General features: G+C 68.7%; 15 protein-coding genes. 14 read left to right on the top strand and 1 reads right to left on the bottom strand.

What is annotated here, in order from left to right:
* Positions 1–25: 25 nt before the first annotated feature.
* The 9 genes from WS87_RS09555 (at position 26) to WS87_RS09515 (ending at position 8,637) form a co-directional block, all read left to right on the top strand.
* Positions 26–1,081 (top strand): 3-keto-5-aminohexanoate cleavage protein, encoded by a 1,056-nt coding sequence (locus WS87_RS09555; RefSeq protein WP_059524336.1) that lies wholly within the window; start codon positions 26–28, stop codon positions 1,079–1,081.
* A gap of 156 nt (positions 1,082–1,237) precedes the next feature.
* Positions 1,238–2,566, top strand: coding sequence for an MFS transporter (locus tag WS87_RS09550; RefSeq protein ID WP_059818247.1), 1,329 nt, complete (start codon positions 1,238–1,240; stop codon positions 2,564–2,566).
* Between the two features lie 22 nt (positions 2,567–2,588).
* Positions 2,589–3,164: an RBBP9/YdeN family alpha/beta hydrolase gene (locus tag WS87_RS09545; RefSeq protein WP_059524332.1), complete on the top strand. Its 576-nt coding sequence runs from the start codon at positions 2,589–2,591 to the stop codon at positions 3,162–3,164.
* A gap of 265 nt (positions 3,165–3,429) precedes the next feature.
* Positions 3,430–4,596: an ABC transporter substrate-binding protein gene (locus WS87_RS09540; protein WP_059691701.1), complete on the top strand. Its 1,167-nt coding sequence runs from the start codon at positions 3,430–3,432 to the stop codon at positions 4,594–4,596.
* 49 nt (positions 4,597–4,645) lie between these two features.
* Positions 4,646–5,725: an ABC transporter ATP-binding protein gene (locus WS87_RS09535; RefSeq protein WP_059818248.1), complete on the top strand. Its 1,080-nt coding sequence runs from the start codon at positions 4,646–4,648 to the stop codon at positions 5,723–5,725.
* Between the two features lie 34 nt (positions 5,726–5,759).
* Positions 5,760–6,632 (top strand): ABC transporter permease, encoded by an 873-nt coding sequence (locus WS87_RS09530; protein WP_040144198.1) that lies wholly within the window; start codon positions 5,760–5,762, stop codon positions 6,630–6,632.
* Positions 6,632–7,555, top strand: a complete 924-nt coding sequence (locus WS87_RS09525; RefSeq protein WP_059818250.1) for an ABC transporter permease — start codon at positions 6,632–6,634, stop codon at positions 7,553–7,555. Before WS87_RS09530 ends, WS87_RS09525 begins: the two co-directional genes overlap by 1 nt.
* 182 nt (positions 7,556–7,737) lie before the next feature.
* Positions 7,738–8,175 carry a hypothetical protein gene (locus tag WS87_RS09520; RefSeq protein WP_059449716.1) on the top strand — a complete coding sequence of 146 codons (438 nt, stop codon included), beginning with the start codon at positions 7,738–7,740 and terminating at the stop codon, positions 8,173–8,175.
* Positions 8,176–8,424: 249 nt separating this feature from the next.
* Positions 8,425–8,637: a hypothetical protein gene (locus WS87_RS09515; protein ID WP_059467484.1), complete on the top strand. Its 213-nt coding sequence runs from the start codon at positions 8,425–8,427 to the stop codon at positions 8,635–8,637.
* Positions 8,638–8,850: 213 nt separating this feature from the next.
* Here WS87_RS09515 and WS87_RS33535 read toward each other — a convergent pair whose 3' ends face one another.
* Entirely contained in the window at positions 8,851–8,988 is a 138-nt protein-coding gene (locus WS87_RS33535) for a hypothetical protein (protein ID WP_156441322.1), read from the bottom strand.
* On the opposite strand from WS87_RS33535, the gene WS87_RS09510 reads away from it, so the two are divergent.
* From WS87_RS09510 to WS87_RS09490, 5 genes are all read left to right on the top strand, one after another.
* Entirely contained in the window at positions 8,987–10,177 is a 1,191-nt protein-coding gene (locus tag WS87_RS09510) for a CaiB/BaiF CoA transferase family protein (protein ID WP_059818251.1), read from the top strand. The genes WS87_RS33535 and WS87_RS09510 overlap by 2 nt on opposite strands.
* 29 nt (positions 10,178–10,206) lie before the next feature.
* Entirely contained in the window at positions 10,207–11,169 is a 963-nt protein-coding gene (locus tag WS87_RS09505) for a hydroxymethylglutaryl-CoA lyase (RefSeq protein ID WP_059818253.1), read from the top strand.
* A gap of 25 nt (positions 11,170–11,194) precedes the next feature.
* A complete protein-coding gene (locus tag WS87_RS09500) occupies positions 11,195–11,578 on the top strand; it encodes a VOC family protein (RefSeq protein WP_059524323.1) in 384 nt (127 codons plus the stop codon).
* A 263-nt stretch (positions 11,579–11,841) separates the two neighbouring features.
* On the top strand, positions 11,842–12,669 hold the full coding sequence (locus WS87_RS09495) for an alpha/beta hydrolase (protein WP_059818255.1): 828 nt from the start codon (positions 11,842–11,844) through the stop codon (positions 12,667–12,669).
* Positions 12,670–12,788: 119 nt separating this feature from the next.
* Positions 12,789–13,682, top strand: a complete 894-nt coding sequence (locus WS87_RS09490; protein ID WP_059818256.1) for a LysR family transcriptional regulator — start codon at positions 12,789–12,791, stop codon at positions 13,680–13,682.
* The last annotated feature ends 20 nt before the right edge of the window (positions 13,683–13,702 follow it).

The raw sequence follows: 13,702 nt of genomic DNA, 5'->3' as shown, positions 1-13,702 counted from the left end.
ACAACGATTCCATCTGGAGGACGACATGCAATTTCTCGACGATTCGCTGCACCCGGAAAACCAGGACAAGGTAGTCATCACGGTCGCGCCGTACGGCCCCGAATGGATGCCCGCGGATTTTCCGGAAGACATTCCGGTGACGATGGACGAGCACGTACAGAAGGCCGTCGACTGCTACAACGCGGGCGCGACGGTGCTGCACCTGCACGTGCGCGAACTCGACGGCAAGGGCAGCAAGCGGCTGTCGAAATTCAACGAGCTGCTCGGCCGGCTGCGCGAGGCGGTGCCCGACATGATCCTGCAGGTCGGCGGCTCGATCTCGTTCGCGCCGGAAGGCGACGGCGCGGAAGCGAAATGGCTGTCCGACGACACGCGCCACATGCTCGCCGAGCTGACGCCGAAGCCCGACCAGGTGACGGTCGCCATCAACACCGTGCAGATGAACATCACCGAGCTGATGAACCGCAAGGACATCGCCGGCACGTCGCTGAACGAGGCGGCACTGTGGGACGCCTACCGCGAGATGACCGTGCCGGCCGGTCCCGGCTGGGTCGACGAGCACCTGCGCCGGCTGCAGGCGGCCGGCATCCAGCCGCATTTCCAGCTCACCGGCATGCACGCGCTCGAGACGCTCGAGCGAATCATCCGCCGCGGCGTCTATCGCGGCCCGCTGAACGTCACGTGGGTCGGCATCGGCGGCGGCTTCGACGGCCCGAATCCGTACAACTTCATGGAATTCGTGCGGCGCTGCCCGGACGGCGCGTGCATCACGCTCGAATCGCTGATGAAGAACGTGCTGCCGATCAACACCGTCGCGATGGCGCTGGGGCTGCATCCGCGCTGCGGGATCGAGGACACGATCATCGACCAGAAGGGCAACCGGATGACGTCGGTGCAGCAGGTCGAGCAGTGCGTGCGGATCGCGCGCGAACTCGGCCGCGACATCGCGACCGGCAAGGAGGCGAAGGCGATCTACCGGATCGGCGTGCAGTACGACGGCGTCGACGAGACGCTCGCGCAGCTCGGGATGGCGCCGAACCGCCGGCCCGGCCAGCTGAGCGTGCCGCTGCGCGCGGCCTGACGCACCGCGCATCTGGGCGGCGCGCCCGCGCCGCCCGCCGATCGATGTGGCGCGGCACCCACCCTCGCGCGTTGCGCGAGGCAAGCTCCGACGAACGGAGCGGGGCCGCCCAAGCCGCGCCGGCGCATTGCCGCACCGGCGCCGGAGGAGACACGCATGCTGATTCATCACGTCGAGCCGTCGCTGCAGGACGTGGCGGCCACCGGGCGGCGCGCGCCGGCCTATGCCTGGCTCGTGTTCGGGCTGACCGTCGGCCTGCTGCTGTCGGACTACATGTCGCGGCAGGTGCTCAATGCCGTGTTTCCGCTGCTCAAGCACGCGTGGGGGCTGTCGGACACGCAGCTCGGCTCGCTGTCCGGCGTCGTCGCGCTGCTCGTCGGGCTGCTGACGTTTCCGCTGTCGGTGCTCGCCGACCGCTTCGGCCGCGTGCGCAGCATCGTGCTGATGGCCGCGCTGTGGAGCGTCGCGACGCTCGGCTGCGCGCTGTCGACCAACTACGCCGAAATGCTCGTGGCGCGCGGGCTCGTCGGGCTCGGCGAAGCTGCATACGGCAGCGTCGGCGTCGCGCTGATCCTCAGCATCTTCCCGGCGCGCCTGCGCGCGACGCTGACCGGCGCGTTCATGGCCGGCGGCGCGTTCGGCTCCGTGTTCGGGATGGCGCTCGGCGGTCTCGTCGGCGCGCATCTCGGCTGGCGCTGGTCGTTCGGCGTGATGGCCGCGCTCGGCATCGTGCTGCTCGTCGCGTACCGCGGCATCGTCACCGAACGGCGGCTCGCGGCATGCCGCGTCGAACCGTGCCGGCCCCATGCCGATGCGCCGCGCGACCTGCGCGGCAGCGTGCGCGCGCTGATGTCGGGACTGTTCGCATCCCGTTCGGTGATCTGCGCGTATGTCGGCAGCGGGCTGCACCTGTTCGTGCCCGGCGCGCTGTTCGCCTGGTTGCCGAGCTACCTGAACCGCTATTACGCGATGGCGCCGGACCGTGCCGCCGTGCTCGCGGCCGGCTTCGTGCTGCTGTCGGGCGTCGGGATGGTCGGCTGCGGGATCGTCACCGACCGCGTCGGCAAGGCCGACGGCAAGCGCAAATGGCTGACCGCGATCGCGTATTGCGTGCTGACGGGCGTGTGCCTCGCGGTCGCGTTCCGGCTGCCGCCCGGGCCGCTGCAACTCGCGCTGATCTGCGCGGGCATGCTGGTCGGCGCGGGTGCGTCGGGCGCATCGGGCGCGATGGTCGCGAACCTCACGCCGGCCGCGATCCACGCATCGGCGTTCGCCACGCTCACGCTCGCCAACAACCTGCTCGGCATGGCGCCGGGCCCGCTGCTGACGGGGTGGGTCGCCGATCGCGCCGGCCTCGTCGGCGCACTGCAATGGATTCCCGCTGTGCCGCTCGCGGCCGCCGCGCTCTTCGCGATCGGACGCGCGAGCTACGCGGCCGATCTCGCGCGCGTCGAACGCGAACGGCGCGCGTCACACCTTTCCTGAACCGAACCCTCCCGGAGGCAGCATGACCCTGGCGACCGCGCCCACCATCCTGATCGTGCCCGGCTTGCGCGATCACGTCGAAGATCACTGGCAGACGCATCTGCAACGGCGCCTGCCGAACGCTCGCGCCGTCGCGCCGCTCGAAGCCGACAAGCTGAGCCGCGCCGCGCGCGTCGCGGCGCTCGATGCGGCGCTGGCCGCGATCGACGGCCCCGTGATCCTCGTCGCGCACAGCGCGGGGGTGATGATCACCGTGCATTGGGCGCTGCAGGCCACGCGTGCCATCGACGGCGCGCTGCTCGCCGCACCGGCCGATCTCGATACGCCGATGCCCGCCGGCTATCCGACACCGGATGCGCTCGACGCGCACGGCTGGACGCCGGTGCCGACCCGGCCGCTGCCGTTTCCGAGCATCGTGGCCGCGAGCCGCAACGATCCGCTCGCGCGATTCGAACGCACGCAGGCGCTGGCGGCCGGGTGGGGCAGCCGGCTCGTCGATCTCGGCGAAGTCGGACACCTGAACCCTGCTTCGGGTTTCGGCGAATGGCAGGATGCGGAGCGGTTGATCGGGGAGGTGATCGCGCTCCGTGCGGCCTGAGCGCCGTCCGCAACGCGCCGCGCACGCTTTGCATGCCGGCGCGAATCGGTTCGGACGGACGCCGGTTCGGCGTCCGTTGATATACGACGTCCTAACATGCGACGTATCCGGCGCAATGGTCAACAAGCACATCCTCGACAAACGGAAGGTTTTTGTTAGGGAAATTCCCGCCCCGCGCGGGTCGGTTTTTTGTTGACCGACATCGTATAACGCCGTCATGATTTCCCGAAAGAACGGTCCCATCCACCGACCGAAGCGAGGAGACATGAACACCACCACGATCGCGCGCCGTGTCCGCCGGATCGCCCTGGCGCTGGGCCTGACGCTGTCGGCCGCGGCCGCCGTCGCGGCTCCCGTGTCGCTGAATGTCGTCGACGTCGCGGGCAACCTGCAGCTCACGCAGAAGGCCATCGAGGCGTTCAAGGAAAAGAACCCGAATCTCGTCTCGAACGTCACGTTCACGAACGCGCCCGCGCCGCAGTTGCCGGGCAAGATCAAGGCGATGCAGGCCGCGGGACGGGCCGACATCGACCTCGTGCTGACGGGCACCGACGCGCTGGCCGCCGGCATCGAGCAGAACCTGTGGCTGAAGCTGCTGCCCGACAGCGCGGGCGCGTTCCCCGGCGTGCTCGACAAATACGCGCCCGGCCCGCGCAAGATGCAGGATCTCGCGCAGGGCTTCGGTCTCGAAGTGACCTACATGCCGGCCGGCCCGCTGCTCGAATACAACCCGGCCAAGGTCAGCGATCCGCCGAAGACGCCCGAGCAGTTGCTCGCGTGGTGCAAGGCGCATCCGAACAAGCTGATCTACGCACGCCCGGCGAACTCGGGCCCCGGCCGCACCTTCCTGATGGGGCTGCCGTACGTGCTCGGCGACAAGAACCCGCAAGACCCGATCAACGGCTGGGACAAGACCTGGGCGTTCCTGAAGCAGCTCAACGACTGCGTGCCGTACTACCCGGGCGGCACGTCGGCCGTGATGAAGGAGCTCGGCGAAGGCACGCGCGACATGACGGTGACCGTGACCGGCTGGGACCTCAATCCGCGCGCGCTCGGCATCGTGCCGGCCGACTTCCGGGTCCAGGCATTCGACAACATGACGTGGGTCAACGACGCGCACTTCATGGTGATTCCGAAGGGCGTGGCGAAGGACAAGCTCGACGTGCTGTTCAAGCTGATGAACTTCCTGCTCGAACCGGCGCAGCAGGCGATGACCTACGACGACGGCTACTTCTATCCGGGCCCGGCGGTGAAAGGCGTGACGCTCGAGATGGCGCCCGCGCACAGCCAGGAGGTGATCAGGAAGTTCGGCCGCCCCGAGTACGCGAAGCTGCTCGCGGATCGTCCGCACGTGCAGCCGCTCAACGCGCAGGCGATGGTCGCCGCGTTCCAGAAGTGGGACCGCGAGATCGGTTCGCAGAAGTCGAAATGACGCATGAACCCGCGGGCGCCGCGGCGCCCGCGCCGACGGAGTTCGCGTAATGAAGCACAGTTTCGAACGGTTGCGGCTCGACGGCGTGTGCCGCAGCTTCACCAATGCGGAGGGCGCGCAGGTCGCCGCACTGAACGGGCTCGATCTCGACATCCGGCGCGGCGAGTTCATCGCGCTGCTCGGCCCGTCGGGCTGCGGCAAGTCGACCGCGCTGAACTGCATCGCCGGGCTGCAGCTGCTCACGAGCGGCGGCATCTGGCTCGACGACACGCGCATCGACGTATTGCCGCCCGAGCGCCGCGGCTTCGGCATGGTGTTCCAGAACTACGCGCTGTTTCCGCACATGTCGGTGCTCGAGAACGTCGGCTTCGGGCTGAAGATGCGCGGCGTGCCGAAGCAGGAAACGCGGCGGCGCGCGCAGCAGGCGCTCGAACTCGTGCAACTCGTCGGCCACGAGGGCAAGCTGCCCGGGCAGCTGTCGGGCGGGCAGCAGCAGCGCGTCGCGATCGCGCGCGCGATCGTCATCGAGCCGCCGCTCGTGCTGATGGACGAGCCGCTGTCGAACCTCGACACGAAGCTGCGCATCGAGATGCGTGCCGAGATCCGCCGCATCCATACGCAGCTCGAACGCGCGACGATCTACGTGACGCACGACCAGGACGAGGCGCTGTCGATGGCCGACCGGATCGTCGTGATGAAGGAGGGCGTCGTGCAGCAGGTCGCGTCGCCGAAAGACGTGTACACGCGCCCGCACAATCTGCACGTCGCACGCTTCATGGGCTATCGCAACGTGCTGCCGTTCACGCTCGAAGGGATGGCCGGCGACCACGTGAACGTCACCGCGGCGGGCGTGCGCATCGCGGGCGTGCCGATGGCCGGTTTCGATGGCAAGGACGTCGTGGTCGCGCTGCGCCCCGACGACATCGAGCGAGCGGAAGAAGGGGCCGACAACACATTCGATGCGACCGTCGAAACGGTCGAATACGGCGGCCGCGACTCACTCATCCGCGCGATCACGCCGTTCGGCCCGATCTGGGCGCGGGTCGCCGGCGAGTTCGCGAAGGGCGAGCGGTTGCGGCTGCGCGTCGCGCCGGCGCGCACGCTCGTCTATGCGGGAGACGCGCAATGAACGGCCAAGGCGCGACGCGCCCCCGGGAGGCCGCATGAGCACGCTCGCGACCGGCGGCGCGCCGCGCGACGCGAAGGCGTGGCTCGTCACGCCGGCGCTCGCGTTCATCGTCGCGCTGTTCATCTATCCATTCGCTTACGGCCTGGTCCTGTCGTTCCAGCCGATGAACGGCGGCGGCGCGCTCGCGAACTACGTGCAGTTCTTCACCGACACCGCGATGTGGCCGACCGTGCTCGTCACGCTGAAGCTCGCGGTGCCGGCGACGCTGATCAACGTCGGCATCTCGGTGCCCGTCGCGTTCGCGCTGCGCCGCAACTCGCCGTACCAGAAGTTCGTCACGACGCTGCTCGTGATTCCCGTCACGCTCGGCACGGTGCTCGTCGCCGACGGGATGCTCACGTATTTCGGACCGAACGGCTGGTTTCCGCAGGCGCTGCAGGGGCTGCACCTGTACACGGACGAAGTGCGCCTCACGCACAATTATTGGGGCGTGCTGCTGTCGCTGATCGTGTCGGGCTTTCCGTTCGCGTTCCTGCTGATGCTGTCGTACATCAGCGGCATCGACCCGACGCTCGCGCGCGCCGCGGCCACGCTCGGCGCGAACCCGTGGCAGCAGTTCCGGCGGATCTACCTGCCGCTGCTCGTGCCGGGGCTCACGATGGCCGCATGTCTGTCGTTCGTGCAGGCGTTTTCGGTATTCCCGTCGGCCGTGCTGCTCGGCGCGCCGGCCGGGCCGACGCGCGTGATCTCGATCGCGGCCGCCGAAGCCGCGTTCGAGAGCTACGACTATTCGCTCGCATCGGCGATCGCGATCGTGATGGGCTTCGTGCAATTGCTGGTGGTCGCGTCGATGCTCGGCGCGCGCCGCTTCTTCTATACCGGTCCGGTCACGGGAGGCAAGGGCTGATGGCGACCGACAATCATGCGGCGCCGGCATGGCCGCCGAAGCACAGCCCGCCCGGCGCGCAGCCCGTCAACGCGATGAAGCCGCGGAAACTGCGCGACAGCGTCGCCGGCCGCGCGTGGAAGGCGCTCGTGTGGGGGCTGATGGCGTTCTTCCTGCTGAACGTGATGCTGCTGATCGCGACCGTCGCGGTGAACTCGGTCGCGACGCGCTGGTTCGGCACGCCGCTGCCGCAGAGCTTCACGCTGCACTGGTATGCGAAGGCGTGGGAAGACTTCCAACTCGCCAGCGTGCTGTGGGTGACGGTCGAAGTCGTTGGCGCGGTCGTGCTGCTGTCGGTCGCGCTCGGCGTGCCGGCCGCCTACGCGCTCGCGCGCGTGCAGTTCCGCGGCAAGCGCTTCGCGCTGCTGGTGTTCCTGCTGCCGCTGATGGTGCCGCCCGTCACGTACGGGATCCCGATGGCGACCGTGATGTACAAGGTCGGGCTCGCCGGCACGCTGCCCGGCGTGATCCTCGCGAACCTCGTGCCGGCGCTGCCGTTCGTGATCCTCGTGATGACGCCGTTCATCGAGCAGATCGATCCGAATCTCGAAGCCGCCGCGCGCATCTTCGGCGCGAACACGTGGCGCTATTTCCGCTACGTGCTGCTGCCGCTGCTGGTGCCCGGCATGCTCGCGGCCGGGCTGCTCGTGCTGGTGCGCACGATCGGGATGTTCGAGCTGACCTTCTTCACCGCGGGCCCGAGCACGCAGACGCTCGTCGTCGCGCTGTATTACGCGGTGTTCTCGACCGGCGTGCGCGCACCGCAGTCGATCGACGCGATGGCGATGATCTACATGGCCATCACGCTCGTGTGGGTCGTGATCGCGCTGCAGTTCGTGAGCCCGACGCAGCTCGTGAGTCGTGTGAAGCAGGAGCGGCAGTAGCCGCGCACGAAGGCGGCGGGGCAGCGGGGCGTTCGCGCCGTTCCTGCCGTCCGTGCAATTGGTTACAAATGGATACCGCGAACCACGCGCGGACGTTGCAGACTACGCGGCATACCGGCTCGGCGATGCTTAAACGGCCATCGCCGCATGCCGCCCGACGTTCACCCGATTCGCGGAGTTCCATGAAGTTTCCCACGCTGCTGACGCTCGGCTGTGCCGCCACGCTGCTCGCCGCCTGCCACCTGCTCCACGACGGCCCCGGATCGAGCGACGTCGATGCCGCGGTGCGCCGCGCGCTCGAAGCGGAAAACCACGGCGGCCTGAACGCGCTGTTCGGCCAGCCGCTGCCCGTGTCGGCCGACGTGATCTCGGCGAAGCCCGACGGCGACTGCAGGAAGACCGGCGAACGCACCTACGCGTGCGACGTCGTGATCACGTGGCGCAACAGCGATTACACGCCGTCGCGTGCGAACCTGACCTTCGTGCAGGCCGCCGACGGTTCGTGGCAGACCTCGGGCGTCGACGCCGCCATCGCGACCGGCGCCGCCAAGTCGCTGATCGACAAGATCGGCAAGGCATGGCCGGGCAACGCGGCCAGCGGTGCATCGGCACCGCAATGACGCGCCGGCGACGGGCTTCGTCGCCGCTCCCGCCGAAATGCCGTGCGGACGATGCGTGCCGAACCGTCGCCTGCCTTCTGTTGAAGCGACCAGTCCCTCCGTCTCGTTCGATGCTCGAACCTGCGTCACGGTGAAAAAGGGCGCAAACACCGCCTGCCATCGGTCGAAGCCATCCTCGGTATGCGGGCCGACATATAGGGAAAACCCTTAATTCGAGATATAATCGCGGGCTAGAAGAAAGGTCGAACCATGCCCGAACGTTTCCAATCCCTTGAAAAATTCGTGTTTTCCCTGGTCGTGATGTCCGCGGTCTTCTGCTCCGCATTCCTCGCGTACGAGCGTCACCCCGAGATCAAGATCGCGCTGCACGAAGGCGAAGCGCTGATGCGCGAAAGCGCCAAGTATTCGGTCATCTGCTCGCCGTCCAAGGTCGATCCTTGCGTCGAGATGTCCGCTTACTGAGCCTCGTCTCACGTTGACACAGCGCCGCTGATTCCCGCCGACGCGCGGCCGATGGCCGACACGCGCCGGCGGCGCGCATCGCGCACCCGCGCATACCGGTGCCCGCCGCGCACCGCCTGAAACCCCGATTCCCCGATTCCCCGCTTCTCCGATTCCGCCGCGGCGTCCTGTCCGCAACGCGTCGTCACGTCTTTCTCCCCGCTCGACCCATCGTCACGACGTGCCGCGGCTCGCCGCCATGCGTGCCTTTCCGTTCGGGAAAGGCTGGTTGAGCATCGATCGATTTTCGCCGAATGCGAACGTCGTCATGATCGCCGTCATCGACAACGCGATTTCTTCGGAGACAACCATGACGCGCCCCCTGGACGGTATCCGCGTGCTGGAACTCGGCCAACTGATCGCCGGGCCGTTCGCGGGCCGGATGCTCGCCGAATTCGGCGCGGACGTGATCAAGGTGGAGCCGCCCGGCGTCGGCGACCCGCTGCGCAAATGGCGGCTGCTGCACGACGGCACGTCGGTCTGGTGGGCCGCGCAGTCGCGCAACAAGACCTCGCTCGCGCTCGACCTGCGCACGCCGGAAGGGCAGGACGTCGTGCGGCGCCTCGTCGCCGAGACCGACGTGCTGATCGAGAATTTCCGGCCCGGCACGCTCGAAGGCTGGGGGCTCGGCTGGGAGACGCTGTCCGCGATCAACCCGGGGCTCGTGATGCTGCGCGTGTCGGGCTTCGGTCAGACCGGCCCGTATCGCGACCGGCCCGGCTTCGGCGTGATCGCCGAGGCGATGGGCGGCCTGCGGCACCTGACCGGCGAGCCCGGCCGCACGCCGGTGCGCGTCGGCGTGTCGCTCGGCGATTCGCTGTCGGCACTGCACGGCGTGATCGGCGTCCTGCTCGCGCTGCGCCATCGCGAGCAGCAGGGTGGCCAAGGGCAGGTCGTCGACGTCGCGCTGTACGAATCGGTGTTCAACATGATGGAAAGCCTGCTGCCCGAATACTCGGCATTCGGCGCGGTGCGCGAGGCGGCCGGCAGCAGCCTGCCCGGCATCGCGCCGACCAACGCGTACCGCTGCCGCGACGGCAAGTACGCGCTGATCGCCGGCAACGGCGACAGCATCTTTCGTCGGCTGATGGAACTGATCGGGCGCCCCGATCTCGGCCACGATCCGGCGCTCGCGCACAACGACGGACGCGTCGCGCAGGTCGCGCGCATCGACGCGGCGATCGGCGAATGGAGCGCGCGACACGACCTCGACGACGTGCTCGCCGCGCTGAACGACGCGCGTATCCCGTCCGGACGCATCTACGACGTCGCGGACATCGCGGCCGATCCGCATTACCGCGCGCGCGACATGATCGTCGACGCCGCGCTGCCCGACGGCACGCCCGTGCTCGTGCCGGGCATCGTGCCGAAGCTCGGCGCGACGCCGGGACGCATCGAGCGTCCGGCCCCCGCGCTCGGCGCCGATACCGACGCGGTACTCGAATCGATCGGCATCGATGCCGCGACGCGCGACGACTGGCGCGCGCGCGGCGTGATCTGAACCGGCCGGCCAGCCTCCGGGACGACGACATGAGCAAGCCTCCCCAACGACTCTACATCCACGAAGTCGCCACACGCGACGGTTTCCAGAATGAAGCGGCGTTCGTCGACACCGACGACAAGATCGCGCTCGTCGACGCGCTGAGCGCATGCGGCTACGCGAAGATCGAGGTCACGTCGTTCACGTCGCCGAAGGCGATCCCCGCGCTGCGCGACGCGGAGGCCGTGATGCACGGCATCGTGCGCGCGCCAGGCGTCGTCTACACGGCGCTCGTGCCGAACGTGCGCGGCGCGGAGCGCGCGCTGTCGTGCGGCATCGACGAGGTGAACCTCGTGATGTCGATGAGCGAGAGCCACAACCGCGCGAACCTGCGGATGACCCGCGAGCAGTCGTTCGCGCAGCTGCGCGACGTGATCGACGCGGTGCGCGGCACGGGCGTCGCGATCAACGTGTCGCTGTCGACCGCGATGGGCTGCCCGATGGAAGGCGACGTGCGCGCGGAAACCGTGCTCGCGTGGATGCAGCGCTTCGCGGATCTCGGCGTGCACGGCTTCACGCTGTGCGACACGACCGGCATGGCATATCCGTCGCAGGTGCGCGAGCTGGCCGAACGCGCACGCGAGCGCTTCGGCGCGCTGCAGCTCACGCTGCACTTTCACAACACACGCGGAATGGCGCTCGCCAACACGCTCGCCGCGCTCGAAGCCGGCATCGACCGCTTCGACGCGTCGCTCGGCGGGCTCGGCGGATGCCCGTACGCGCCGGGCGCGACCGGCAATGCGTGCACCGAGGAATTGGTCCACATGCTCGCGCTCGACGGCTACGATACGGGCATCGACCTTGCGGCCGTGCTCGCCGCGGCTGCGCGGCTGCCCGCGCTGATCGGGCATGACGTGCCGAGCCAGATCCTGAAGGCCGGGCGCCGCTCGGACCTTCATCCGCCGCCGCGCGCCGAAACCGGCGACATGCCGGCGCAGCGGGCTTTCTCGTGAACGCGTGGAAACAGGAGCGAACCACATGGCGCTGATTGACCACCTCGACCACCTCGTGCTGACCTGCGTCGATCCGGAGCGGACCAGGCACTTCTACACGGAAGTGCTGCAGATGCAGCTCGAAACCTTCGGTGCGGGCCGGCTCGCATTCCGCTTCGGTAACCAGAAGATCAACCTGCACGTGCGCGGCGCGGAGTTCGAGCCGAAAGCGCACGTGCCGGTGCCCGGCGCGCTCGACCTGTGCTTCATCGCGTCGGTGCCGCTCGACGACGTGATCGCGCATCTGCGCCGCGTCGACTGGCCGATCGTCGAAGGGCCCGTCGAGCGCACCGGCGCGACGCAGAAAATACGGTCGGTGTACGTGCGCGACCCGGACCTGAACCTCATCGAGATATCCGAACTGATCTGAGTGCCGATCCGTTGCGCCGAGCGGCTACCGTCGCCGCTTCGTCGCGCCGGTCCGCCCGTTCGCGCATGCGCGGGCACGACGCGTGCGCTGCTCGACAGTCCTCCGCCGAAAGCGGACAGGCGCATGCCGCCCCCGCCGATTCCGGATAGCCGGCGCGGGTTGCGCTACGCATAATGGCGCAACGGCGTCGGCCCGTCCGGCGCCTTCGTGGCGGGGCACCGCGAACGTCCCGCGCATCCGCAATCCGACCAGGCGCTTCCCGAATGACGATCCTCTATCGCGGCATGGACCGCGCGGCGCTCGACGCCGCCTACCTGAACACGAGAGCCATTCCCGATTTTCCCGCGGTGCTCGCGTCCTGCCAGGCACGCAGCGCGGCGCTTTACGATGCGACGCCCGGGCAGCGCGACCTGCGTTACGGTGCGCGTCCGGCGCAGCGCTTCGACTGGCTGCGGTGCGGCCTGGCCGACGCACCGCTGTTCGTGTTCATTCACGGCGGCTACTGGCAGCACTGCGCGAAAGAGGATTTCGCGTACGCGGCCGCCGGCCCGCTCGCACGCGGCTTCGACGTCGTGCTCGCCGAATACACGCTCGCACCAGCCGCATCGATGACCGACATCGTCGGCGAGATTGGCGCGTTGCTCGACCATCTCGCGGCCGACCCCGACGGCAACGGCACCGCGGGACGACCGATCCACCTGAGCGGTCACTCGGCAGGCGGCCACCTGACGGCCGTGCATCGCGCGCATCCGGCCGTCGTGTCGGCGCTCGCGATCAGCCCGCTCGTCGATCTCGAACCGATCTCTCTGTGCGTTCTCGACGACAAGCTGAAGCTCACCGCGCAGGAAATCGCCGCATACAGCCCGCTGCATCACATCGGGCCCGGCGCGCCGACCGTCGTCGCGGTCGGCGCGGCCGAGCTGCCGGAGCTCGTGCGTCAAGCGCACGAATATGCGGACGCCTGCGAAGCGGCCGGCGAACGGATCGCGCGCGCATGGCTGCCCGGCATGCAGCACTTCACGGTGCTCGACGATCTCGCGAAACCGGGGAGCGCGATGCTCGCTGCGTTGCAGGCGATCGCGCCGCACTGACCGCGCCGTAATGCGTCGCCTTGCGTGATTTCGCGCCGCGCGCGGCCGGGCGTATGATCGCTTCAGGCCTGCCTGGCGCGGCACGCGCGCCCCGCACGGCGCTTCCCGGGACCTTCATCATGGTGAACCCGCTTCATTTCGATCTGCAGTCGTTGCGCGTGTTCGCGCTCGTCGCCGAGCACGGCAGCCTGACCAAGGCGGCCGAACACGGCCAGCTGACGTTGTCCGCGGTCAGCAAGCGGATCGCCGAACTCGAAAGCGTGACCGGCAGCGCGCTGTTCGTCCGGCATGCGCGCGGTGTCGAGCTGACGCCGGCGGGCCGCGCGCTGCTCGACCATGCGGCGAAGGTGATCGAGCAGGTCAACCGGATGGCGCACGAGATGAGCGACTACGTTGCGGGCGTGCGCGGCCACATTCACGTGTGGACCAATACGTCGGCCATCGTCCAGTTCCTGCCGGCCGATCTCGCCGCGTTTCTCACCGACAACCCGGGCATCAAGGTCAGCCTGGAGGAGCGGCTGAGTCACGAAATCGTCGACGCGCTCGCGGCCGGCAAGGCCGATCTCGGCGTGTTCGCGGACAACGTGCCGGCGCCCGGCATCGAACGCCGCCTGTACCGGCGCGACGAACTGGTACTGCTCGTGCCGCGCGGGCATCGCTTCGCCGCGCACGACAGCATCCGCTTCGAGGATACGCTCGATGAAGACTACGTCGGCCTGAGCGACGGCAGTTCGCTGCTCACGCGCATGACCGACGCCGCGTTCGCGGCCGAGCGCTCGCTGAAGCTGCGCATCCAGGTGTCGAATTTCGACGGCGTGAGCCGGATGATCGAGGCCGGGCTCGGGATCGGCGTGCTGCCGCGCGATGCGGTGACCGGCGAGCGCGCGGCGCGGCTCGGGGTCGTGAAACTCGACGACGCGTGGGCGACGCGCACGTTGTGGGTCGGCGTAAAGGCAGGCGCCGTGCTGACCAGCGACATCGCGAAGCTGTTCGATTTCATGTCGGCACGCTGAACCCGCTCAACAGCACGCCG

Origin of the sequence: Burkholderia sp. MSMB0856 (assembly GCF_001524645.2) — a bacterium.
GTDB lineage: Bacteria > Pseudomonadota > Gammaproteobacteria > Burkholderiales > Burkholderiaceae > Burkholderia > Burkholderia diffusa.
The sequence above is the reverse complement of the archived record's forward strand: the minus strand, read 5'-3'. Positions and strand labels throughout refer to the sequence as shown.